We start from the raw sequence: 22921 nt of genomic DNA, 5'->3' as shown, positions 1-22921 counted from the left end.
GCTGAAAACTTGCAAATGAGGAGGATACCACTGTGTATCCTCCTTTTTCATTGACAAAAGAACATTCATTGAAGTAGCCTTGAAACGTACATACATATTTTATTGATTGGGGGAACAAACGCATGAGTCTTGAAGCAACTGAGAAAGCGTTTTATCAATTACTAGGGAAAATCGCCCATTATACAGAGGCGCTCCATTTACTTTACTGGGACTCTAGAACACAAGCACCTAAAAAAAGTGCGGATTTTAGAGCTGAAACGATCGGTCAATTATCAAGTGATATTTTTAATATGAAGACTTCTGACGAAATGAGAGATCTTCTTCACGCATTAAACAAACATCGAGATGAGCTGTCAAAAGATACACAGAAGGCGCTCGAATTATCACAAAAAGAGTATGATGAAAACAGTAAAATTCCGAAAGAAGAATTTAAAGAATACTCGATTTTACAATCAAAAGCGGAGCATGTATGGGTAGAAGCAAGGGAGAAATCAGACTTTTCACTCTTTGCACCATACTTAAAACAGCTTATTGACTTTAACAAGCGTTTCATCCAATATTGGGGCGTGAAAAAAACGCCTTATGATGTGCTGCTCAATAACTATGAGCCAGATATGACGGTTGAACAGCTTGATCAAAAATTTGGTGCACTTCGTGACGCTATTGTTCCTCTTGTGAAAAAAATCGAAGCCTCACCTAATAAGCCGGATACTTCATTTTTATCGAAAAGCTTCCCAATCGATAAACAAAAGGAATTGAGTCTCTTTTTCTTAAAAGAATTAGGATATGACTTTGACGCAGGCCGCCTTGATACAACAGTCCATCCATTTGCTGTAACGTTAAGCAGAGGTGACGTACGTGTGACGACCCGTTATGATGAGCATGATTTTCGAATGGCGATCTTTGGCACGATTCATGAATGTGGTCATGCGATTTATGAGCAAAACATTGATGAAGCACTGAGCGGAACACTTTTATGTGATGGGACTTCGATGGGTATCCATGAATCACAGTCTCTTTTCTTTGAGAACTTTATCGGTAGACACGAAGATTTCTGGAAAACGTATTATCAAAAGCTGCAAGAAGCTTCACCTGAGCAATTTAAAGATGTTTCTTTAGAAGACTTTGTGCATGCAGTGAATGAATCGAAGCCTACTTACATTCGAATTGAAGCCGATGAACTGACGTATCCGCTTCACATTATCATCCGCTATGAAATTGAGAAAGCGATTTTCAATGAAGAAGTAGCAGTTGAAGATCTGCCTGCACTTTGGAATGAAAAATATCAAGCGTATCTTGGCATTACGCCTCCTAATGATGCACTCGGTATCTTGCAGGATGTTCACTGGTCTGATGGAAGCTTTGGCTATTTCCCTTCATATGCCCTTGGTTATATGTATGCAGCGCAATTAAAGCAGCAAATGATCAAAGATTTACCAAATTTTGATGAGCTTATTCAAAATGGTTCTTTTGCACCGATAAAAGAATGGCTGACGGAACATGTTCACCAGCATGGAAAACGGAAAAAGCCATCTGAAATCATTCAAGATGCAACAGGCGAAGAATTAAATGTGCAATATTTAATCGACTACTTAACAGATAAATATACGAAACTGTATTTATCATAAAAGAAGGGCACCCTTTCATGAGAGGGGTGCTTTTTTGATGCTTGAATATTCTAAAAACGAACATTTTGTTCTGATCTATTATTTAAGTTCGGTATTTTTCTAGAAAAGTGCTTTCCAAGCGTCTGAAATCTTGTTATAATTTGAACACTATAACACTCATATAATCGCGTGATGATGGCATGCAAGTTTCTACCGGACACCGATACGGTCCGACTATGAGTGAGCAAAATGAAACAGCTCTTGTTTGAGCTGAAGATCCGTTGATCGTTTTCGCATTGCTTGCTCCTCATGGACAGCAATGCTTTTTTTATACCAAAAATTGAATGTTTGCCAATATGCTAGGGGGAAGAATGATGGAATTGTTACGTCAAAAAATTGAGAACGAAGGAATCGTTCTGTCAAATCAAGTGTTAAAGGTAGATGCTTTTTTAAATCATCAAATTGATCCTGTGTTAATGCATGAGATCGGGCAAGAGTTTGCTAGATTATTTCAGCATGATGGCATTACAAAAATCATCACAATTGAATCTTCTGGCATCGCACCTGCTGTGATGGCTGGACTTGCTCTTCAAGTACCTGTTGTGTTTGCAAGAAAACGTCAATCACTCACATTAACGGATAACCTATTAACAGCCAGTGTGTACTCTTTTACAAAAAAAGTAGAAAGCACGATTGCTGTCTCAAATACGCATCTTAGTAAAAATGATTGTGTGTTAATCATCGATGACTTTTTAGCGAATGGTGAAGCTGCGAAAGGACTTGCTGCGATTGCAAAGCAGGCGAAGGCAAAAGTAGCCGGATTTGGCATTGTCATCGAAAAATCATTCCAGCCTGGAAGAAATGCGCTTGTGCAAATGGGCTACCGCGTTGAGTCCCTCGCACGTATTGAATCACTTGAGGAAGGGAAAGTCACGTTTGTACGGGAGGTACAATCATGAGTACCGCTAAAAAAGTCAAAACGCTCTCACTGGGTATTCAGCATGTACTGGCGATGTATGCCGGTGCTGTTCTTGTGCCGCTCATTGTTGGAGATGCGCTCGGGCTCACGCCTGCACAGCTGACTTACTTAATATCTGCGGATATTTTCATGTGCGGGGCTGCCACATTGCTTCAAGTATGGAAAAACCGCTTTTTTGGGATCGGTCTGCCTGTTGTATTAGGCTGTACATTTACTGCGGTTTCGCCTATGATTGCGATTGGCTCTAAGTATGGCATTTCGTCTATCTATGGAAGTATTATCGCTTCTGGATGTATTGTCATTCTTCTTTCTTTTTTCTTTGGGAAGCTTGTGAAATTTTTCCCGCCTGTTGTCACAGGTTCTGTCGTCACCATTATTGGTATCACCCTCATTCCTGTAGCGATGAACAATATGGCAGGAGGAGAAGGAAGTGCAGACTATGGTTCTTTTGAAAATCTAGGACTCGCTTTCCTTGTACTGTTTATCATTGTACTGCTCTATCGATTCACGAAAGGATTTATGAAGGCGATCGCCATTTTAATCGGTATTCTTCTTGGGACAGCAGCTGCTGCGTTTATGGGGAAAGTGGAAACAGCTGAGGTAGCAAACGCTCAGGTTTTCCGGATGATTGAGCCATTTTATTTTGGGATGCCGACCTTTGAATTTGCACCGATCATGACCATGACGTTAGTTGCGATTGTGTCATTAGTTGAATCAACAGGCGTTTATTTTGCATTAGGTGATTTAACAAACCGGTCATTAAAAGAGAAGGATTTGGCTAAAGGCTATCGGGCAGAGGGGATTGCTGTGTTATTAGGCGGAATCTTTAATGCTTTTCCATACACAGCCTACTCGCAAAACGTTGGATTGATCCAGTTAACAGGCGTCAAGAAAAACCAAGTCATTGTTGTAACAGGAGCATTGCTCATGTTATTTGGTCTTTTTCCTAAGATCGCTGCCTTTACGACGATTATTCCAAAGTCAGTCCTTGGCGGTGCAATGGTTGCCATGTTTGGCATGGTCATTGCATACGGTATTAAAATGCTCTCGCGCGTGGACTTTGCAAAGCAGGAGAACTTGCTGATCGTCGCTTGCTCCGTGGGAATCGGCTTAGGAGTTACTGTCGTACCGCAAATGTTTGAGCATCTGCCAGATTCGATTAAATTATTAACAAGTAACGGCATTGTGGCCGGAAGCTTTACCGCTATTTTGCTTCATATTATTTATCACATGATTCCTTTTAAAAAAGAAGCCGGGCATGACCTGGTAGAAGAACCTAAGCAATCTGTTATGTAAACCCCTCTCTTGGAGAGGGGGTTCAGATTATGGACAAAGAGCTAAAATGACCTTTTATTTTAGCTCTTTGTCTTCTTTTTAGCTTGATAAAAAACCTTTGAAGTCCTAGGATCCTAGGAAGGAGCGTGTGAGGGTTTGTCTACAAGCTGAAAGCCCGCATCTTTTGGATACGGGCTTTTTGTGATTAGCACTATTCATGTTGTACCGGCGGCATTGTTTCGTTAATGACTGCAAATGTATAGCCCCTTGCTTTTAGCTGTATAATCAGGCTATCTAAATAGTTTGTGGTAGAGGGTTGATCATGCATTAATATAACTTTTGGTTCCCATGGTTTATTTTTCTCAAACATTTGCAATTGATTCAATACCTCTGGAACATATTGTGAGTTTTTATATCTCCAGTCAAGACTATCAATCGTCCAGTCCCAGTAAATAAAGCCATTTTGGTTTAAACGTACTTTTTGATGATATGTTAAATTTGGAACACTGCCAAAGGGGGTTCTTACAAGACGGCTGTAGACGCCTGTAACAGAGGCAAGAATACGCTGAGCTTCTCTCATTTCATTTGCGGGAGACTCGCTGTTCTGATAAAAGAGGTTTATATCATGCGTCATGCCATGAAGACCTAATTGATGTCCTTCTTGATAAAGTCTTTTCACAGCTGATTGGTGTGCTTGGATTTGCGGTCCAAGCATGAAGAACGTCGCCTTCACGTGATGTGCTTTTAATACATTTAACAGCTGATTTGATGTAGCAGAAGGACCATCATCAAATGTTAAAAAGACCGTTTTATTCGTTGCCTCTTGGTTTGGATTGGTCTTAAAATGTGTATCCAATGTTCTTGTAGACTGATCTTTTGCTTTCAGACTGATGCTTGTGTCACGGAAGTCACTGCTGGCAGCATTTTTTGCTTGCCCATTTGTCGCCTGCAAATGGGGTCTAGACATATCCCAGATAAAAAAGAGAAACAGTGTAAGAAGCACTAAACCAATTACCTTTGAGAAAAGTATCGTGTTGTAGGGTGTCTTTTTTTTGGAAACCTTTTTCATTACAATCACTCCAGTCAATTAAATTTTGAGCCGAACCATGTTGTAGATTCTTTCTTTTTTCACTGTTTTTCCTGGTACTCATATTGATTAAATATATAGTGGAAAAAATCCTTTTTATATAGAAAATTCAAATAAATTGGGGATTTATTGCTATTATTTTGTGTTGATCAGCAAAAAAAGGTGATCCATTCATGTTTAAATGAAATCATTCTGAATAATGATCGAAACGTTAATATTTATACGCTAAGATAGCAGCAGATTTGACCATTAATTCGAAGCGAAGGGGAGATTCCGTATGAAATTGTTGTATAAGTAAAGGGGGGGTTTCTACGGTCTGTCTGAACACTTCTCTTTTAGAGGTGTTTTTTTGCATAAAAAAAGCAGGTTCGCTTGGCTTAGAACGAACCTGTGAAGGAGGAAAACTACATCATGTTTTCACCTATATTATCCAATATTTATCAATTGTCGTCAAGACAAAAAGTTAGCCGGAGGAAAATATTTTGACTGAATTGTGACGTTTTGGCATGTATATCCTTTTTTCGATAGGGGATATTAATCGAAAAAAGAGGTGAAGCCGATGGCGTACATTCTTTCTGTTGGAACGAGTCTGCCAAAACATCATGTGGATCAGAAAAAGGCGGCAGATTTTGCTAGATCCCAATTTAAACGATCGTTTAAAGATATCGACCGGCTGCTCAGAGCTTTTCAAAACGGAGAAATCGAGAGCAGACAGTTTGTGCAGCCAATTGAATGGTATCAGACGCACCACTCTTTTGAGGAGAAAAACAATCTCTATTTGGAAAAAGCATTGGCTCATGCAAAAGAAGCGGTCATACACTGTCTCCATGAGAAGGCGTTCCTGAAAAAACCGATTCCGTTTGATGAGATCGATGCATTGTTTTTTATTTCAAGCACCGGCCTTTCGACACCAAGTCTTGATGCAAAACTGATGAATGTTCTTCCTTTTTCGCCTTATACGAAACGAGTACCGATCTGGGGATTAGGGTGCGGGGGCGGAGCGGCAGGGTTGTCCCGGGCTTACGAATACATAAGGGCATTTCCAGAAGCAAAGGTGCTGGTTGTCGCCTGTGAACTGTGCAGTTTAACTTTCCAGCCGCAAGATCAATCAAAAAGCAATTTAATCGGGACATCTTTGTTCGGAGACGGGACAGCCGCGGTACTCTTAACTGGAGAAAAAGGTGTATCAGAATATACCCATCTCAAAACAGTCCCTAAAGTGATTGGTACACAATCCGTCACAATGAAAGAGTCTGAGGATGTGATGGGCTGGGAATTTACAAGTGACGGCTTTCGGGTTATTTTCTCCCGTGACATTCCTTCCATTATTTCCGGCTGGTTAAAAGAGCAGGTTGATCAATTTTTAGAGCAGCAAGGGTATTCGGCAGAAGATCTATCAGTTTTTCTTGCTCATCCTGGAGGAAAAAAAGTGATTGACGCCTATATTGAAAGTCTATCCTTACAAGAGGATCAACTTTTTTCATCAAAAGAAGTACTTAAACAACACGGAAATATGTCCTCTGCCACAGTTTTGTATGTGATCAAACATTATCTTGAACATCGATCTGCTGAAGCGGGAGATATGGGTCTTTGCGGAGCGCTTGGTCCGGGCTTTTCCTCAGAGCTGCTGCTCATGAAATGGGAGGAGGTCTTATCATGATCATTTGGCTCGTCATTGGTTTCTTCGTTTGTCAGCGGCTTATTGAAATGCTTGTGGCTAAAAGAAATGAAAAGAAAGTAAAAGCGATCGGTGCCATTGAATTTGGTGCAAGTCATTATCCTTATATGGTCGCTATGCATGCGGGCTTTTTTCTCTCACTTATGGTTGAGGTATGGGGATTAAACAGGCCGGCGTCGCGCTATTTTCTTGTGCTGCTCGTTTTCCTGCTGGCCACACAGGTGATTCGATACTGGGCATTATGTTCTCTTGGGACGTATTGGAATACAAAGATTTTAGTTGTACCAAATGCGATGATGGTGAAAAAAGGACCTTATCGCTGGTTAAAGCATCCTAACTATGTAGTGGTGGCAATTGAGCTTATGCTGATCCCGCTTTTGTTTAATGCTTATTTTACCGCCATTTTGTTCACATGTTTAAATGCATGGATGATGGCTGTGAGAATTCAAACAGAAGAGAAAGCGCTCAATCAGTATTTGTTAAATTAATATTGAAAATCATTATCAATTGTGATACACTTTCATTAATGATAAGCATTCTCAATCATGAAGGATGGACGGTGATCACATGACAATGGTTTTCTTACTCGGTACGGTCTGTGTATACAGCCTATTAATTGGCTTCGTATTAAAAGGTGTTTCTAAAAAATCTGCTTCCTGATCGCAGTCAATTGCGACTGATCGGGCAGCAGATTTTTTTTATTTCCTCAGATCAGAAGAAAAATCTCTTCATTTTGTGTAAAATGGTATCACATACATAACTGACTTTTCTAAAAACAAAGGGGTTTATCGTCATGGAAGACTTGTCTATTCGAGATTCGCTCGTTCAAACTACAGGTGCTTTATATCAAAGCCTTCTCAAAAGGGATGATCATGAACGCGCAGCCAAACTTGCATCAATTATCAAAAAGGAAGCAGAAGAAGAAGTGTATATCGCATTTACCGGCCACTATTCAGCTGGAAAGTCATCACTTGTGAATCATCTGCTTCATGATCACATCCTGCCAACGAGTCCAATTCCAACAAGTGCAAACTTGGTCGTCGTGAGGAAAGGGGAGAGTGAAGTAAAGCTTCACACCTCAGATGGCCGTTTTGCAAAAATGAGCGGTTCTTATGATAAAGAAGCAGTTCAGCGTTTTTGTAAGGATGGAGAACAGATTGAAATGGTGGAAATTAGCGGGGACTATAGAGGACTGGAAGAAAAGGTGGCAGTGATTGATACACCCGGAATTGATTCAACGGATCATGCTCACTTTTTATCTGCTGCGTCTATTCTTCATCAAGCAGATGCTCTTTTTTATGTCGTTCATTACAACCATGTTCATTCGGAGGAAAACATTCGTTTCATTCGCTCCATTAAAGAGAAAGTGCCAAATCTTTATTTCATCGTAAATCAAGTCGATCGACATGATGAGCATGAGACAGCGTTTGAAGACTACAAAAATCAAGTAGTTGATATGCTTCAAAAAGAAGGCATTGAAGAAGAACACCTATACTTTACATCTGTAACCGATGAGGCGCATCCAAGAAACGAAATGATTCGTTTAATCGAGAAACTGCAAGAATTACAAACATTGCCGAAAGCATCGCTTCGCGCCTATACCGAGCAGAAAATAGAGCACGTTTTAAAAGAACATATTGACTCATTAAAAGAAGATCTGCAGGAAGAGGGTCTTGATTTACAGCTTCAAGAAAAAAGAAAAGAAGTGAAGGAACTCGAAGCGAAAAGCAGCTTCATTGAAAATGGAGCAAAACAGTTAGAAGATGAAGTGTCTTCTGAAGTCGAGAACATTTTAAAAAATGCAAATCTAACCCCATTTAAAATGAGGGAGCTCGCAAGTGATTATATTGAATCGAAAGCACCTGGCTTTAAGGTAGGACTGCTGTTCGCGAAAAATAAAACCGAGCAGGAAAAAGAAAAGCGGGCGAACGAGTTCTTAGCAGATGTCAAAGCAAGAATGAAAGCAGAAGTAGACTGGCATATTGCTGAACTGCTCAAAAAAGAAGTCAAGAAGCATCAGCTTGGTGAAGAATTATTAAATCAAGTGATGGCGTTTGAAACGCCTGTAGAAGAATCACTGCTTGAAAACGTGATCCATCACGGTGCGACATTTTCAAATGAATACGTTTTGCAATATGCAAAAGATGCTGGTGAAGCACTGAAAAGACAGACGAAACAGAAAGCAATACCATTGATTGAACAAATGACCGAGATGCTGAAAACCCAGCTCCTGAATGAAAAGGGAAAGCAGCAAGATAAATGGGCCCAGGCAGCACAGGAGCTCCAAGCGCTGGAGCAATGCATGGAAAAAAATGATCAAATCAGAAAAGATATTGAGCATGTATGGGATATATGGCAAAACGGAACAAATGAGCAGATCGAAGAAGATTGGTTTTATGTGAAAAAACACCGGATGCAGCATGACGAGCTAAATCAGAATCAAGCATCAACTCATACGGAAGAAAGCGAAAAAGAAAATCAGCAGCAGATAAAGCTTGATCAAATGCGACAATCACAGCATATCTCGACAGCGCAGTCGATTGACCAGTTTGAGCAGCTTTCTCAAATTTTAATGCCATTAAACGCGCTTCAATCTCAAAGAAAGTCCTTTGAAAAACGAACAAAGCGGCTGCAAGCGAAGGAATTTACACTCGCCTTATTCGGTGCTTTTAGTTCGGGGAAATCTTCGTTTGCCAATGCCCTTGTTGGGAGAAAGGTGCTGCCATCATCTCCTACACCAACGACGGCCACGATCAATAAGCTGACCCGGCCGACAGAAGACCATCCGCATGAAAGTGTGAAAGTGGTGTTTAAAACCGAGCAGGAAATATTAGAAGAGCTCGATCAAATTCTCGGTTATTCTATAACAGAAGAAAAGGGAGATACGTTTCAAGCGAAACTCGAGCGAACGCTGAAAAAAAGAGAGCTTGAACAGGATCACCGCATCATTGTTGACCATTTTTTAAACGCTCATGAAAAGTTCCGTGATTCCATTCAAAAACAAACACCGCTCAATGTCACCCTGCAAGAATTAAAGCCATATGTGGCAGAAGAGTCTGTTTCTTGTGTGGTGAAGGAAGTGACGGTCTATTTAAGTACACCTTTAACAGATAAAGGACTGACGATTGTTGATACACCAGGCGCCAGCAGTATAAATAAACGTCACACAGAGATTGCCTTTCAATATATGAAGGATGCTGATGCCCTTCTTTATTTAACTTACTACCAGCATTCTTTCTCAAAAGCAGACCGGTCATTTTTGCGTAAACTCGGGCTTGTAAAAGATTCATTTAGCATGGATAAAATGTTTTTTATTATCAATGCAGCTGACCTCGCAAAGGATCAAACAGAGCTTGAAACCGTCTTTGACTATGTGAAAAATGAGCTCACAAAAGAAGGCATCCGGCATCCAAACCTTCATCACGTATCCAGTAAGGAAGAGATCGAAGGAAAGGGACAGTCGCCTTATAACCAGTATGCACAGCTTAGAACACAGCTCGACTATTTTATTGAGGAAGAATTAACAAAAGATGCGATTGAGCTGCTGTATTTTGAAGCGAGTACATTATGTAGAACAGTCGACAAGCTGCATGAGACGCTGCATCAGTCGGAAGATGAAAAGCAAGCAGAAAAGAAAAAGATAAACACATCCTATGAAGCGATCGTTGATCAAATGAGCCATATTAAACGATCTAAGCTAGTGACAGAAAGTGTGAAAAAGGACTTGCACGAACAGCTTTACCACATTGTTCAGCGCTTGTCACTTTATGCAAACGATCTGTTAAAGACAGCCTTTTATCCTGGAATATCTCAAGGGGACTTCAGACAGGAGTTGAAAAAAGCGCTGGAACAAGCGTTAAAGGATTATGAATTTGAATTTGTACAGGAGATAAAAGCGCTTGATATTCGAATGGAATCGTTTATCACTCAATATTTCAAAGAGGAGTGGGAGAAAGGGTTACAGGCCGCGTGTGCAGAAGATCCTTACTTTTCTCTCCGGCTGTCGCCGCCAGATGAGAAAAATGCCGAGCTGAAACAAATTGAAGTGGAAGCGGACCTGACGCCGTTTGAGCCGCTCTTAAAGAAGCAAAAATCAGCGAAAGCTTTCTTTGAACAGAACGGGAAGGCAGCGTTTATTGAAGCGATTCGAGATGTCCTTTTCCAATTAACGACGAAATGGGCAGATAAAGAAAAAGAAGAATTACAGAGCAGATACGATATGATGGTGAAGACCTTTACTGAAAGATATGAAACAGAAGCGCTTAAGCAGCTGAGTGAACAAAAACAAACATTTATCATGAGCTTAACGACAGATGCGAAAGAGCAGGCGATGATAGAACAAGTATACAAGCAAACAAATGAATGGAAGAACCAGTTGAAAACCATTTGAGTCATGATACACTATATAAAAAAGAAAGCAGTTGATAAAAAATGACGAGCGTACACGAAGAAATTTCCGCACATTCACAAAAACAGAATGCTCATATCAAATCGTTTCTTACGCTTGAACAGAAAAGAGAGCAGGCAATAGAGACTGCTGTTTTGAAGTGTGAGCAAAACGAACCATTTACAACTGACGAGATCAATGAAATTACCTCGAAGATGAATGAGCTTGCACGAGGCGGAATTGTTCCGCTGCGTAAGCATGTCACGATTGATATGGTCAGGGAGTATGTCGAACGAAAACAGAAGTAAAGAGTAACTTTCTCTTTTTGGGTCATCTTAACAAGTGAACCGAGAAAGGGGAATGATGATGGAAAAAAAGCAGCATGCAAAAAAGCAGGATGAGCGTCACCCGAAACAAAAAGAGATGCCGTCCTACGCAGAAGCAGAATCGAAAAAAATGCAATACGGTCAAAAGTAATCCCCCGGGTGCCACTTCTTTTCCAAAAGAAGAAGGCGCCTTTTTTATGTCGAATTCGATGTTCTATGATAGAATAGGAGTATTGTTTTGAAAAAGGGAGTTTATAAGAATGAATAAACACGTATTGCTTGTTGATGGCATGGCGCTTCTGTTCAGATCGTTTTATGCAACGGCTGTCCATCGAAATTTTATGATAAATGATCACGGCGTCCCGACGAATGGAGTAAATGGCTATTTGAAGCATTTATTAACCGCTGTTCAGACATTTGAGCCAACTCATATTGTTTGCTGCTGGGATATGGGAAGCCAAACATACCGAAATGAATTGTTTCAAGATTATAAAGCAAATCGAGGAGAGGCACCTGTCGAGCTCATTCCACAATTCGATTTAGCAAAAGAAGCGACAGAGGAACTAGGAATTGTAAACGTTGGTATAAAGGGCTTTGAGGCAGATGATTGTATCGGCACGCTGGCGGCACTCTATCAGAATGAAGCACGTGTGACTGTCCTAACTGGGGACAGAGATTTGTTGCAGATATTGAATGAACAAGTGACGGTTGCTCTAATGCAAAAAGGAATCGGGAACTATAAACATTATACAAAAGCCTTATTTGAAGAGGAAATGGGCATCTCTCCAAAGGCGCTGATCGATATGAAAGCACTTATGGGGGATTCAAGTGACAATTATCCAGGCGTCAAAGGAATCGGAGAAAAAACAGCATTAAAATTTATTCAAACATATCAAACCATTGACGGGTTATTAGAAAATGTTCATGAACTAACGGCTGCCCAGCAAAAGAAAATGCAAGCAGGATTAGAAGATTTGAAGCTTTCCCGTCTATTGGCAGAGATCAAATGTGATGTCCCGCTGAGCTGTCCAATTGATGAGACGAAGGTGAACATCAATCAAGAACGGGCTGCTGCCATGCTGCGATACCATCAAATCAAAGGGATTGAACCGATGGTGAATCGATTAAGTAAAATAGAGATCAGCTAAGCCGATCTCTAAGGTCATCTTTTTGTATTGCTTTTCTTCGCTCTATTTTCGAGCTGAGATAGTGGCTGCTTATCTTTTGTTTGCGCATCACCTTGAGGGGTTGTCCCATTTGTGACACGACCTTTATTTTCTTTATCCAATCAGTATCACCTCATACATTAGCATAACCGAAAAAAAGCGATTCATCCTTTAGAAAGGTGAATCGCTTTTCTAGCGAGCTGATCAGCTACTTGATTTTCCTTGCTTGGAATCCACTTAATGAAAAATAAATCAAACTGGCTTTGGAGCTCGATCATCTCTTTTATAAAATGCTGAAAGGCTGGATTTTTAGCAAATCCTGCATTGGCCGCACGGTCAACTACCTGTGAATCTGTTCGAAACGAAACGGATCGCAGTCCTTTTTCTACGCAGATTTTCATCCCTTCAATGAGAGCGGTAAATTCTGCTTCGTGATTGCTCATTGATCCAAGAGGAATCGAGAAAGATTCTGCCTTTCCATCATATTTAATGAAAACGCCGATGCCAGAAGGACCCGGATTACCTGCGCTAGCACCATCAATGTATATTTCAGCTGGCAATTTATTTCCCCCTTTCATCAAGTGGAACCATTCTTTTCGCTGCATACGCGTATGGTGTCGCAATCGCGGCGACGATAAATTTAATCACATAAGTTGTGATGAAGATTTCGATCCATACATGAAATGGATAGGTGCCAAGAAAGGCAATGGTTGTGAAGATCAGTGTATCAAGCAGCTGGCTGATCATCGTACTTCCAGCGTTGCGCACCCAGAGCGCACCATCGGAAGGAAATATCCGGCGAATAAACGAATATACATAAACATCTAACATTTGACTGATGATATAAGCAGCAAGACTGCCAAGTGCGACCCTTGGCATAAAGCCAAATATGGTTTCCAGCGATGTTTGAGAAATGTCAGATGGAGCGGGATGGAAAAGTAAAGCCTCTTGCATGACAACGGTTAGCGTTAAAAGGGTGGCAAAGCCAATCCAGACAGCTTTTCTCGCTTCATTTTGTCCATATTTTTCATTCAATACGTCCGTTGCAAAGAATACACTGCCGTATAAAATGTTTCCAAGTGTTGCCGTTAAGCCAAACAATTCAACGGTTTTGACCACTTGTAAATTTGCAGCAACCGTCGCAAAGCCAATCCAGACGAAAAGGCCCATCTTGCCAAATCCTTTATAAAATAGAAGAACAATGATAAAATTAATGATCGCAAATAAGATCCAAATACCTTCATTAAACAAGTGACATGAACTTCCTTTCTCATTGTAAAATGTAACTTTTTGATTATAGCATAACGTATGTTTACCTTAAAAGCACGGGAAGGCGATGTGATCAATGAAATTAAGAGCACACTATACAATGAAAGTGAAATCGATTGGGTCCATTGCTTTTTTCCAAGAAGATTGGATGGAGCTAAAAGAGGCCTTGATTTTAGCCAAACATATCGATAAAAAAGAACCACAGTCCCTCCTATCATTTGAAGATGAAAAAGGGGCGATGTGGTCTATTAAAGAACTTGAAAAGCTAAATGAAGAACTAAAGCTTGAACCTGATCAGCTTCAGGTCTATTTTGATGCAAGTTTTCACAAAGAAACAGGCGACTCTGGTCTTGGGGTTGTCGTCTACTATAAGCTCGGAGAAGATGCTTATCGTTTGAGAAAAAATCAGCCCTTCAAAGGAACCACCAATAATGAAGCAGAGTATGCGGCTTTATTTGAGGCAGTCAAAGCATTAAAAGACCTTGGAGCAAGCAGAAATTCTGTCACGATTAGAGGCGATTCACTTGTTGTCATGAATCAATTAAAAGGAGAATGGCCTTGTTATGATGATATACATAACAAATGGCTCGACCGGATTGAATCGGCTTTAAAAGAGCTGAGGCTTACGCCAACCTATGAAGTCATCGATCGTAAACAAAATGCAGAAGCGGATCAGCTTGCAAGGCAGATGCTTGCAGACGTTCCAATTGAAAGTAAATTGAAATTAGAAGCAGACGGAGCTGAATAATGTGGATAAAAAAACAGCAGTACAAGAATTGACGGATCTCCAAGACACGTATTGTTCAGATTGTTTGATTAAGAAGCACTTTCGAAAAGAATATGGAAAAAAATACGCCCACTCCTTTTGTATTCAGCAATGCACAGTAGGAGAGAAAATAAAAGAATACGGACAGACGCTGCTTAAAAAGTAAGCGGCTGCCGCCCCGGTTTTCCCTGCTCAAACATCCGCTCATGAAAAAAAACGGATAGAATGTGTAAAAAGAGAACATATTCTGAAAAATGAGCCGATATAACTATAGAAAGTTTTGGTTGAGTTACTTTTTGACTAAGTGACGGATAATAGAGGAAAAGGGGAAGGCCGGCATGGATAATAAGGATTTCGAAACGGTATTACATCGAACATTTCAAGAGGTATACAGCGATCTAGAGCAGCTAGTAGATGTAGCAAAGAAGGGAAGACCTTTTCTCGAAAAAGATATTTCTGAAATTGAACAACGACTGAAGCAAAATATTTTAGCAATTGAAATTCAGCTGAAAATCAAATAAGAGAGGCATATGCCTCTCTTTATTTTGTCGTTTCATCATTGATTTAGTTGATTAGATTTTTGTTACGTTTGCAGCTTGAGGTCCACGATTACCTTCAACGATTTCAAAAGAAACTTCTTGTCCTTCTTCTAAAGACTTGTAGCCGTCACCTTCGATAGCTGTGAAGTGAACGAATACATCGTCTCCGCCTTCAACTTCAATGAAGCCGAAACCTTTTTCATTATTGAACCATTTTACTTTACCGTTTTGCATATTGCTTTTTCCTCCTAGTACTGTAGCATACCTTTTGGCATACTAAAAAAAATTTTCATCACCTAACGACCTTGCAGTTGTTAAATGATGGTTCCACTATACACCATCAAAAGTAAAGCGTCAAGCAGGCGAGCCAAATTTTGAGCAGAATGTTTGATTTTTTTGTTTTTTTGGTGAATAACAATGAAATATAAAACGTTTTCGGAACCTCACGTGCAGCTTGTCCGTATATAAAAAAAATACAGAAAGAGGTGCAATCATGAATCGTTATACACTTGAAGAATTTGTTCAGAATACGCAGCAAGAAGATAAAGGAGAAGGGGTCTTCGAACTTGAAACACCACGACTTTTAGAAATTAATTTGACTGACACGATTTGGGCAAAAACGGGTTCCATGGTTTCCTATCGAGGGAAAATCAAATTTGAACGGGAAGGTGTTTTTGAGCACGGCGTCTCCAAGATGTTCAAAAAAATGCTTTCAGGAGAAGGCACCTCACTAATGAAGGCGACAGGTGATGGGAAATTATATGTGGCAGATCAAGGTAAAAAAATCTCGATTCTTCGTTTGGCTCAAGGAGAATCCATTTTTGTGAATGGAAACGACCTGCTTGCGTTTGAACCATCTGTCCGCTGGGATATCAAATTGATGAAAAAAGTGTCTGGTATGCTTGCAGGTGGATTATTTAATGTCAAATTAGAAGGGGCGGGCTTAGTTGCAATCACAAGTCATTATGAGCCGCTGACACTCATTGTTCAGCCGGGTGATTCTGTTTATACAGATCCGAATGCGACTGTTGCGTGGTCAGGAGATTTAAAAACTGAATTTGTGACAGATGTTTCCTTTAAAACGTTTATTGGCAGGGGAAGCGGAGAGTCCATTCAAATGAAGTTTACCGGAAGCGGCTTTGTTGTCGTTCAGCCGTTTGAAGAAGTATACACAACAAATGGAAATCAAGGGTGAGGAAAAAGGTGTCCGTCATTGACGGACACCTTTTTATGATAATGCGCGAGCATATGTTTTGTTATTCATGATGAGATCTGACTGCTCAACGATATCCTCCAAAATGGTTTGAGAAGATTGTTTTAAGTGCAGTTTTTTCATGTTTTGTTTCATTGTTTCTAATTTTTCTTCGTCCTGCAGCAAGTTGGTCACAGATTCTAAAATGTCTTCATGTCGGTTAATGACAATGGCAGCGCCATAATCCTCAAAGAAAAGAGCATTTTCCTTTTCTTGTCCAGGGACAGGCTTATAAAGAATGACCGGGACACCGATTGCAGTTGCTTCTGTTAAAGTAATGCCGCCTGGTTTTGTAATCATACAATCTGTTACTCTGAACAATTCATCAATTTGTTCCACATATCCAAGCGCCTTCAATTGATCTGGGTGTGCTTGTTCAAGAACGCTAAGCGATTGTTTCAGCGCGGCGTTCTTTCCGCATACAACAACAATTTGTACTTCACTGTCGAGAAGCAGCGCCTCACATAATTCCTTCACATTTTTTAGTACACCGTGAGCACCGGCCATGATGAGAAGAACTTTTTTATCTGATGATAATCCATATTTCTTATAGATCATCGATTGTGGCACGTCTGCTTCAAACTGTGGTCTAATAGGAATACCTGTCACCTTGACATCGCTTGGATGTGTGCCGATTTCCACTAATTTTTGTTTCACATAATCGGTTGCAACATAGTATCGGTCGATGTTTTCATGTACCCAAATCTTATGGAGACAAAAATCTGTCATGACATTAAAAGTCGGAATCACTTTACCGGTTTTGTTTCGGTATTCTGGTACAACAATCATCGGGAATGTAATAATGATGATGTCCGGATTGTGTAACTGAATTAATTCATCGAGACGCTTATTTCCCATCTTTAAATAAATGTTAAATTTGCGTTTATTGTAAATTTTATCTACACCGTAATAAAACAAGCGATAAAATTGTTTCCCAATGGAAAAGCTCTTCAGGTATAAATATTGAGTCACTTCTGACACAATGGGATTCGATTCTTGATACAAATTAGAAACTACAACATGTTCAAACCCTTGGGATTTGCATTCATCATACAGTGTTTTTGCCACCTGCATATGTCCATTTCCATAATTTGCGGTCAAGATTAATATTTTTTTATTGGTATTCAAGAATATTCACCTCAAATGTAATCAACAACAACAAAACTTCGTACGAAAACTATTAATCTCATAGGTCTACATATACATAAAGATAACATATAAACAGTTAGAGCATATCATTCGTTACGAAAGAATTAAACTAATTTTAAAAAACAAACAGATTCAATTGATAATGGAAGACAGAGCCATTTGTATTTTAACACATTTTGACGATTTATCATCAGACGACAGTCTATTTTATTCCCAAACGTATGGTGTCTCTTGATAAACATAATAATTAAGCCAATTCATAAACAATAAAGTGGCATGGGCTTTCCAGCGATTTACTGGGACTAATGTGTCGCCATCTTCTATAAAATAGTGGACAGGTTTTTGGACTTTATCATGTTTCAACAAATCTCTTTCATATTCCTGCATCAATGTGTCTGTATCATATTCAGGATGTCCAGTTAAAAATACTTGTTTATCATCATCTGAAACAATTAAACAAACACCCGCTTCTTCAGACATACTCAAAACCTTCAAATTCGGCGTGTTTTTTAATTGTTCTGTATTAATATCTGTATGCCTAGAATGTGGGACATAGTATACTTCATCAAAACCTCTGACTAATCTTTCTTTTTTCTCTTTCACAAGATGCTCAAATACACCAAATTTTTTCTCAGGAAGCTTAATTTTTTCAATTCCGTAATGATGATATAAACCTGCCTGTGCACCCCAGCAAATATGAAGGGTAGATGTCACATTGGTTTTACTCCAGTCTAAAATATCCTGCAGCTCTTTCCAATAAGAAACTTCTTCAAAAGGTAAGTGCTCAATTGGTGCGCCAGTGATGATCATTCCATCAAATTTTTTATGGCGGATCGATTCAAAGGTCGTATAAAATTCATCTAGATGCTCTCTCGACGTATTCTTCGGTGTATGTGTACTTGGAATCAAAAACGTGAAGTACACTTGCAAAGGAGAATTTCCGAGCATTCTCAGCAGCTGCGTTTCAGTTTGTATTTTTTTTGGCATTAAATTTAAGATCACGATATTCAAAGGACGGATATCTTGCTTGAATGCCCTTGTCTCATCCATGACGAAAATATTTTCGCTCTCTAGTATTTGTTTTGCCGGCAGATGAACTGGTATGTTAATAGGCAACTCGCCACCCCCTGAACCAAAGCTAATTTCACTTCATTATAGGAACTTTCTGGCGATATTTCAATGTTTCAATTATGTTACAATGAAAAATAGAGCAAAAAAGAATGCTGTTTCTGTAAAAAAAGGAGGCCATTTTGTTATGATCACAAAGCATTTATCAGATATTGACATTGCCCAAAAGGCTACACTGAGACCAATTCAAGACATCGCAGCAAAGCTGCAAATACATGACGAAGAATTAGAATGCTATGGTTTCACAAAAGCGAAAATATCTTTGACTATTTTTGACCGTTTAAAGGAACAAAAAGAAGGGCACGTGATTCTTGTCACTTCGATCAACCCTACGCCAGCAGGTGAGGGGAAATCCACCGTAACTGTCGGCCTTGGTCAAGCCTTCGAAAAAATTGGCAAAAAAGCGATCATTGCGATGCGTGAGCCATCATTAGGTCCTACAATGGGAATTAAAGGTGGTGCAGCGGGCGGGGGATATTCACAGGTGCTGCCAATGGAAGAAATCAATCTTCACTTCACTGGAGATTTTCATGCCATTACATCTGCACATAACGCCTTATCTGCATTTATTGATAACCATATCCATCACGGAAATGAACTCGGCATCGACACGCGCCGCATTGTGTGGAAGCGGGTGCTTGATTTAAACGATCGTGCATTAAGACAGGTCGTTGTTGGACTTGGCGGTCAGTTAAATGGGTATCCTAGAGAAGACGGATTTGACATTACAGTGGCTTCCGAAATGATGGCGATCCTTTGTTTAGCAGACGACTTAAACGACTTAAAAAAACGTCTTTCTTCTATTGTTGTTGCCTATAATCAAGAAGGTGAGCCAGTCACAGTGGGAGCACTTGGATATGAAGGTGTTCTGACGTTACTTTTAAAAGACGCACTCAAACCGAACCTTGTTCAAACGATTGAAGGAACCCCAGCCCTTGTCCATGGCGGTCCTTTTGCCAATATTGCACATGGATGCAATAGTTTAATTGCAACCAAAATGGCAGCAAAATTAGCTGATTATGTCGTAACAGAAGCTGGATTTGGAGCAGATCTTGGAGCAGAAAAGTTCCTTCATATTAAAACAAGAGCTGGTGATTTCAAACCTGGCGCAGTTGTCATTGTGGCAACAGTGAGAGCATTAAAGATGCATGGTGGAATGAAGAAAACCGAACTTAAAGAAGAGAATGCACACGCCGTATTAGAAGGTATACATAATTTAGAAAAGCATATCGAAACCGTAAAAGCTTTTGGTCTTCCATATATCGTCGCGGTAAACCGGTTTATTACGGATACAAAAGAAGAGATTCAAGCGATAGAAGATTGGTGCGGCAAACATGGCCATCCAGTCAAAGCCGTGAATGTATGGGAAGAAGGAGGCGAAGGCGGGACAGCTCTTGCCGAGGAACTAGCGGCACTCATTGAAAAGAAAAAGAACAACTTTACCTATTTGTATGAAGAGAATGATTCCATTGAAGAAAAATTATCTAAAGTAGCCAAAGTGGTATACGGGGCAGATGGGGTCACGCTCACATCCAAAGCGAGAAAGCAGCTGGCAGCCATTGAGGAAAACGGCTGGGCTCATTTACCGGTTTGTATGGCAAAAACACAATATTCTCTTTCGGATGATCCAGCTTTAATCGGCAGACCTAAAGGCTTTACCATTACGATTCGAGAGTTAAAGCCATCTGTAGGAGCAGGGTTTATTGTGGCCTTAACTGGAAGCATTTTAACAATGCCTGGATTGCCTAAAAAACCTGCGGCTCTTGAAATGGATTTATTAGAAGACGGCAGTGTGACAGGACTCTTTTAAACGGGAGCATAAAAAGCGATTTTCTAAAAGAAGCATGTTACGATAAGAAAAAGTGAATCCTAGGAGGCTATGAGATGTCAATTTATGATATTCAGGTCAAGACCATTAACGGTCAGGAAAAATCGATGGCAGACTACAAAGGAAAAGTGCTCATTATTGTAAACACAGCTAGTAAATGTGGACTGACTCCTCAATTTAAACAATTACAAGAGCTATATGATCAATATCATGAAAAGGGCCTTGAAATTTTAGGATTTCCATGTAACCAATTTATGAACCAAGAGCCAGAAGGAGAAGAAGCCATTCAAGAATTCTGTTCTTTGAATTATGGAGTGACCTTCCCTATGTTTGCGAAAGTAGATGTCAATGGCGAAGAGGCGCACCCGCTGTTCAAGCATTTAACAAGTCAAGCGAAAGGTGTGCTTGGGACAAAAACAGTGAAATGGAATTTCACAAAATTTATCGTGGACCAAGACGGAGAAGTTATTGAACGATTCTCGCCGAAAACACCACCAAAAGAATTAGAAAGCTCAATCATCGCTCTGCTCAACAAATAAGATGCTGACAGTCATGCAGCGAAAACAATTGGAGGCAGCTGCCTCCTTTGTTTCAGACAGGCTGAAGGATGAACCGACTGGACACGATGCGGCTCATGTTGCTCGTGTGCGCCAGCTTGCCGTCCGTATTGCAAATCAGGAAGGCGGCTCTCTATTTATCATCGAGATGGCAGCGATTGTACATGATGTCATTGATGAAAAGCTGTCAAGTGAATGGAAGGTCACTGAAAAGCAACTTGTGAACCAGCTCCTTTTGTGGGAATTGGACACGCGGGATGTCCGCTATATCATGGACATCATTACAACGATGTCTTTTCGTCATCGGCATAAGCAGTTTAAGCCAATGACGTTAGAGGGGGCCATTGTTCAAGATGCCGATAGGCTGGATGCGATAGGAGCAAGCGGTATCGCTAGAGTGTTTACGTATGCTGGCGCAACAGGTGAGCCCCATTATACAGAGGACATGCAGCAGGGCTCTGTGCTAAAGCATATGGAAGAAAAACTGCTCAAATTAAAAGACTTGATGAACACTCATGCAGGAAAGCAGCTTGCTGATGAGCGGCATGAATTGATGAGTTTATTTATCAAGAAGTGGAAAGAAGAATGCGGCCTTACAGATGAGTAGGGTCTTTATGTGTGTAAGGAGGATATATCAATGAAAATAACAGCTATTGAACCAACGCCAAGTCCGAATACCATGAAGGTGATTTTGACAGAAGCACTTGCTGGCGGTAAAAGCAACAACTACAAAAAGGATCAAAAAGACGAAGCGCCAGAAATGATCAAGCGTATTTTAAGCATTGAAGGTGTAAAAGGGGTTTATCATGTTGCAGATTTCTTAGCGGTTGAGCGAAATGCAAAGTTTGACTGGCAGGGTATTTTACAACAGGTTAGAGAAGCCTTTGGACAAGAAACAGAAGGTCTTCAGGAAGGATCGCAGTCAGGCGATGACACATTTGGTGAAGTGAAAGTGTTTGTCCAAATGTTTAATGGGATTCCAATGCAGGTCAAACTGTCAGACGGTGAAAGAGAAGAGCGGTTTGGCATGCCTGAACGTTTTCAAGCAGCCATTTTAAAGCTTAGAAGCAGCTCAGACAATGTCGTGTTTGAACGTGTGTGGAAAGAACACGGCGTTCGTTTTGGAGAATTTGCTGATATCGGTCAGGAAGTCACAGAGGAGCTGCAAGCAGCCTATGATGATGAGCGTTTAGCCCGCTTAACAGAGGCAGTGAAAGAAGGGCAGGAAGCTGTAGATAGACAGGTGAACCGAAAGGCATATGATGTAACAGAAGACATGCTGCAAGAGGAAGATTGGAAAAAACGTTTTGCCCATTTAGAGCAAATGCAGCCAGAGCTAAAGGATATACCTGTTTTAATGAAAGCAATGGAGGATCCCAAAACGTCTATTCGCAGACAAGCCGTTGTGAATGCTGGCATGATTGAAGATCCTGCCATTCTGCCTATTTTATATAAAGGGCTCGAAGACAAAACAGTGACGGTCCGCAGAACGGCTGGTGACTGTATTTCTGACCTTGGTGACCCGAGTGCTAGCGAAGCCATGATCGCAGCATTAAAGGACCCGAGTAAGCTCGTCCGCTGGCGTGCAGCTATGTTTCTTTATGAAGAAGGGGACGAAACGGCACTTGAAGCATTAAAAGAAGCAGAGCAAGACCCTGAGTTTGAAGTCAGTCTTCAAGTGAAAATGGCGATTGAGCGCATTGAGCATGGAGAAGAAGCAAAAGGCTCTGTATGGAAGCAAATGACAGAAAGTAGAAAGAATGCATCAGAATGATGAGAAAGATGAACAAGCTGCCAATGAAAAGCAGCTTGTTTTTCTAAAAATGATAGACAGAAAAATTTTTTTAGAAAAATTATTTTGAATATTGTTGAAATATGCGAAAAAACTCTATATAGTAGTACCAATATAGAATATTGGAGGTCAGATT

24 protein-coding genes and 1 riboswitch are annotated in these 22921 nt (G+C 40.3%); of the genes, 17 read left to right on the top strand and 7 right to left on the bottom strand.

Annotated features, from left to right (window positions below):
- The first annotated feature begins 122 nt into the window (after positions 1 to 122).
- The 3 genes from MHH65_RS09990 to pbuX all read left to right on the top strand — a co-directional run bounded on the left by MHH65_RS09990 (position 123) and on the right by pbuX (position 3882).
- Positions 123 to 1628, top strand: a complete 1506-nt coding sequence (locus MHH65_RS09990; protein ID WP_024428121.1) for a carboxypeptidase M32 — start codon at positions 123 to 125, stop codon at positions 1626 to 1628.
- A 136-nt stretch (positions 1629 to 1764) separates the two neighbouring features.
- Positions 1765 to 1864, top strand: a riboswitch (purine riboswitch).
- A 117-nt stretch (positions 1865 to 1981) separates the two neighbouring features.
- Positions 1982 to 2566: a xanthine phosphoribosyltransferase gene (gene xpt, locus MHH65_RS09985; protein ID WP_268413987.1), complete on the top strand. Its 585-nt coding sequence runs from the start codon at positions 1982 to 1984 to the stop codon at positions 2564 to 2566.
- Entirely contained in the window at positions 2563 to 3882 is a 1320-nt protein-coding gene (gene pbuX / locus MHH65_RS09980) for a xanthine permease PbuX (RefSeq protein ID WP_211043324.1), read from the top strand. The genes xpt and pbuX overlap by 4 nt, the downstream gene beginning before the upstream one ends.
- A 190-nt stretch (positions 3883 to 4072) precedes the next feature.
- Here the strand turns inward: pbuX and MHH65_RS09975 are convergent, their stop codons facing one another.
- Entirely contained in the window at positions 4073 to 4930 is an 858-nt protein-coding gene (locus MHH65_RS09975) for a polysaccharide deacetylase family protein (protein ID WP_268413988.1), read from the bottom strand.
- Between the two features lie 577 nt (positions 4931 to 5507).
- On the opposite strand from MHH65_RS09975, the gene MHH65_RS09970 reads away from it, so the two are divergent.
- The 6 genes from MHH65_RS09970 (at position 5508) to MHH65_RS09945 (ending at position 12487) form a co-directional block, all read left to right on the top strand.
- The gene (locus tag MHH65_RS09970; RefSeq protein ID WP_268413989.1) at positions 5508 to 6608 is read left to right on the top strand and encodes a 3-oxoacyl-[acyl-carrier-protein] synthase III C-terminal domain-containing protein; all 1101 of its coding nucleotides are present in this window, start codon (positions 5508 to 5510) and stop codon (positions 6606 to 6608) included.
- On the top strand, positions 6605 to 7114 hold the full coding sequence (locus MHH65_RS09965; RefSeq protein WP_149126523.1) for an isoprenylcysteine carboxylmethyltransferase family protein: 510 nt from the start codon (positions 6605 to 6607) through the stop codon (positions 7112 to 7114). The genes MHH65_RS09970 and MHH65_RS09965 overlap by 4 nt, the downstream gene beginning before the upstream one ends.
- Before the next feature lie 64 nt (positions 7115 to 7178).
- Positions 7179 to 7286 (top strand): Fur-regulated basic protein FbpC, encoded by a 108-nt coding sequence (fbpC, locus tag MHH65_RS09960; RefSeq protein ID WP_306299200.1) that lies wholly within the window; start codon positions 7179 to 7181, stop codon positions 7284 to 7286.
- A 133-nt stretch (positions 7287 to 7419) separates the two neighbouring features.
- Positions 7420 to 11016, top strand: coding sequence for a dynamin family protein (locus MHH65_RS09955; protein ID WP_268413990.1), 3597 nt, complete (start codon positions 7420 to 7422; stop codon positions 11014 to 11016).
- 41 nt (positions 11017 to 11057) lie between these two features.
- Entirely contained in the window at positions 11058 to 11321 is a 264-nt protein-coding gene (locus MHH65_RS09950; protein WP_268413991.1) for a YpbS family protein, read from the top strand.
- Positions 11322 to 11599: 278 nt separating this feature from the next.
- Positions 11600 to 12487 (top strand): 5'-3' exonuclease, encoded by an 888-nt coding sequence (locus MHH65_RS09945; RefSeq protein ID WP_025093092.1) that lies wholly within the window; start codon positions 11600 to 11602, stop codon positions 12485 to 12487.
- 14 nt (positions 12488 to 12501) lie between these two features.
- Here the strand turns inward: MHH65_RS09945 and MHH65_RS09940 are convergent, their stop codons facing one another.
- The 3 genes from MHH65_RS09940 to MHH65_RS09930 are packed head-to-tail and all read right to left on the bottom strand — an operon-like array spanning position 12502 to position 13756.
- Complete coding sequence (locus MHH65_RS09940; protein ID WP_003215584.1) at positions 12502 to 12627, bottom strand: hypothetical protein; 126 nt, start codon at positions 12625 to 12627, stop codon at positions 12502 to 12504.
- Between the two features lie 42 nt (positions 12628 to 12669).
- The gene (locus tag MHH65_RS09935; RefSeq protein ID WP_025093093.1) at positions 12670 to 13065 is read right to left on the bottom strand and encodes a reverse transcriptase-like protein; all 396 of its coding nucleotides are present in this window, start codon (positions 13063 to 13065) and stop codon (positions 12670 to 12672) included.
- Position 13066: 1 nt separating this feature from the next.
- Positions 13067 to 13756 (bottom strand): queuosine precursor transporter, encoded by a 690-nt coding sequence (locus tag MHH65_RS09930; protein WP_025093094.1) that lies wholly within the window; start codon positions 13754 to 13756, stop codon positions 13067 to 13069.
- Between the two features lie 94 nt (positions 13757 to 13850).
- On the opposite strand from MHH65_RS09930, the gene MHH65_RS09925 reads away from it, so the two are divergent.
- The 3 genes from MHH65_RS09925 (at position 13851) to MHH65_RS09915 (ending at position 15061) form a co-directional block, all read left to right on the top strand.
- Complete coding sequence (locus tag MHH65_RS09925; RefSeq protein WP_073206013.1) at positions 13851 to 14522, top strand: ribonuclease H family protein; 672 nt, start codon at positions 13851 to 13853, stop codon at positions 14520 to 14522.
- A gap of 1 nt (position 14523) precedes the next feature.
- A complete protein-coding gene (locus MHH65_RS09920) occupies positions 14524 to 14706 on the top strand; it encodes a zinc-finger domain-containing protein (RefSeq protein WP_024422748.1) in 183 nt (60 codons plus the stop codon).
- 172 nt (positions 14707 to 14878) lie between these two features.
- Positions 14879 to 15061, top strand: coding sequence for a hypothetical protein (locus tag MHH65_RS09915; protein ID WP_008346368.1), 183 nt, complete (start codon positions 14879 to 14881; stop codon positions 15059 to 15061).
- Positions 15062 to 15112: 51 nt separating this feature from the next.
- On the opposite strand, the gene cspD is transcribed toward MHH65_RS09915, so the two are convergent.
- Positions 15113 to 15313 carry a cold-shock protein CspD gene (gene cspD, locus MHH65_RS09910; RefSeq protein WP_003215784.1) on the bottom strand — a complete coding sequence of 67 codons (201 nt, stop codon included), beginning with the start codon at positions 15311 to 15313 and terminating at the stop codon, positions 15113 to 15115.
- A gap of 259 nt (positions 15314 to 15572) precedes the next feature.
- Between cspD and MHH65_RS09905 the strand changes: the two genes are divergently transcribed.
- Positions 15573 to 16274, top strand: coding sequence for an AIM24 family protein (locus MHH65_RS09905; protein ID WP_024428131.1), 702 nt, complete (start codon positions 15573 to 15575; stop codon positions 16272 to 16274).
- A 33-nt stretch (positions 16275 to 16307) separates the two neighbouring features.
- On the opposite strand, the gene MHH65_RS09900 is transcribed toward MHH65_RS09905, so the two are convergent.
- Positions 16308 to 17459, bottom strand: coding sequence for a diglucosyl diacylglycerol synthase (locus MHH65_RS09900; protein WP_024428132.1), 1152 nt, complete (start codon positions 17457 to 17459; stop codon positions 16308 to 16310).
- Between the two features lie 228 nt (positions 17460 to 17687).
- Positions 17688 to 18596: a homoserine O-succinyltransferase gene (metA, locus tag MHH65_RS09895; RefSeq protein ID WP_048239384.1), complete on the bottom strand. Its 909-nt coding sequence runs from the start codon at positions 18594 to 18596 to the stop codon at positions 17688 to 17690.
- Positions 18597 to 18735: 139 nt separating this feature from the next.
- Between metA and MHH65_RS09890 the strand changes: the two genes are divergently transcribed.
- The 4 genes from MHH65_RS09890 to MHH65_RS09875 all read left to right on the top strand — a co-directional run bounded on the left by MHH65_RS09890 (position 18736) and on the right by MHH65_RS09875 (position 22767).
- Positions 18736 to 20418, top strand: coding sequence for a formate--tetrahydrofolate ligase (locus tag MHH65_RS09890; protein WP_098677480.1), 1683 nt, complete (start codon positions 18736 to 18738; stop codon positions 20416 to 20418).
- A gap of 74 nt (positions 20419 to 20492) precedes the next feature.
- Positions 20493 to 20975, top strand: a complete 483-nt coding sequence (locus MHH65_RS09885; RefSeq protein ID WP_098677481.1) for a glutathione peroxidase — start codon at positions 20493 to 20495, stop codon at positions 20973 to 20975.
- Positions 20976 to 20988: 13 nt separating this feature from the next.
- Positions 20989 to 21600, top strand: coding sequence for an HD domain-containing protein (locus MHH65_RS09880; RefSeq protein WP_235046712.1), 612 nt, complete (start codon positions 20989 to 20991; stop codon positions 21598 to 21600).
- A gap of 30 nt (positions 21601 to 21630) precedes the next feature.
- Complete coding sequence (locus MHH65_RS09875) at positions 21631 to 22767, top strand: conserved virulence factor C family protein (protein WP_024428137.1); 1137 nt, start codon at positions 21631 to 21633, stop codon at positions 22765 to 22767.
- Positions 22768 to 22921: the final 154 nt, after the last annotated feature.

Source organism: Bacillus sp. FSL L8-0654 (assembly GCF_038629965.1).
GTDB classification, from domain to species: domain Bacteria; phylum Bacillota; class Bacilli; order Bacillales; family Bacillaceae; genus Bacillus; species Bacillus safensis.
Note: the sequence above shows the minus strand (reverse complement) of the source record. Positions and strands in the feature narration are given on the sequence as shown.

Excerpts from the sequence above, each read along its gene's own strand:
- MHH65_RS09875 (WP_024428137.1), top strand. The coding sequence starts at position 21,631 with ATGAAAATAACAGCTATTGAACCAACGCCAAGTCCGAATACCATGAAG.
- pbuX (WP_211043324.1), top strand. The coding sequence starts at position 2,563 with ATGAGTACCGCTAAAAAAGTCAAAACGCTCTCACTGGGTATTCAGCAT.
- cspD (WP_003215784.1), bottom strand. The coding sequence starts at position 15,313 with ATGCAAAACGGTAAAGTAAAATGGTTCAATAATGAAAAAGGTTTCGGC.
- MHH65_RS09950 (WP_268413991.1), top strand. The coding sequence starts at position 11,058 with ATGACGAGCGTACACGAAGAAATTTCCGCACATTCACAAAAACAGAAT.
- MHH65_RS09885 (WP_098677481.1), top strand. The coding sequence starts at position 20,493 with ATGTCAATTTATGATATTCAGGTCAAGACCATTAACGGTCAGGAAAAA.
- MHH65_RS09880 (WP_235046712.1), top strand. The coding sequence starts at position 20,989 with ATGCAGCGAAAACAATTGGAGGCAGCTGCCTCCTTTGTTTCAGACAGG.
- MHH65_RS09890 (WP_098677480.1), top strand. The coding sequence starts at position 18,736 with ATGATCACAAAGCATTTATCAGATATTGACATTGCCCAAAAGGCTACA.
- MHH65_RS09905 (WP_024428131.1), top strand. The coding sequence starts at position 15,573 with ATGAATCGTTATACACTTGAAGAATTTGTTCAGAATACGCAGCAAGAA.
- MHH65_RS09990 (WP_024428121.1), top strand. The coding sequence starts at position 123 with ATGAGTCTTGAAGCAACTGAGAAAGCGTTTTATCAATTACTAGGGAAA.
- MHH65_RS09965 (WP_149126523.1), top strand. The coding sequence starts at position 6,605 with ATGATCATTTGGCTCGTCATTGGTTTCTTCGTTTGTCAGCGGCTTATT.
- fbpC (WP_306299200.1), top strand. The coding sequence starts at position 7,179 with ATGGACGGTGATCACATGACAATGGTTTTCTTACTCGGTACGGTCTGT.
- xpt (WP_268413987.1), top strand. The coding sequence starts at position 1,982 with ATGGAATTGTTACGTCAAAAAATTGAGAACGAAGGAATCGTTCTGTCA.
- MHH65_RS09970 (WP_268413989.1), top strand. The coding sequence starts at position 5,508 with ATGGCGTACATTCTTTCTGTTGGAACGAGTCTGCCAAAACATCATGTG.
- MHH65_RS09915 (WP_008346368.1), top strand. The coding sequence starts at position 14,879 with ATGGATAATAAGGATTTCGAAACGGTATTACATCGAACATTTCAAGAG.
- MHH65_RS09975 (WP_268413988.1), bottom strand. The coding sequence starts at position 4,930 with ATGAAAAAGGTTTCCAAAAAAAAGACACCCTACAACACGATACTTTTC.
- MHH65_RS09925 (WP_073206013.1), top strand. The coding sequence starts at position 13,851 with ATGAAATTAAGAGCACACTATACAATGAAAGTGAAATCGATTGGGTCC.
- MHH65_RS09945 (WP_025093092.1), top strand. The coding sequence starts at position 11,600 with ATGAATAAACACGTATTGCTTGTTGATGGCATGGCGCTTCTGTTCAGA.
- MHH65_RS09955 (WP_268413990.1), top strand. The coding sequence starts at position 7,420 with ATGGAAGACTTGTCTATTCGAGATTCGCTCGTTCAAACTACAGGTGCT.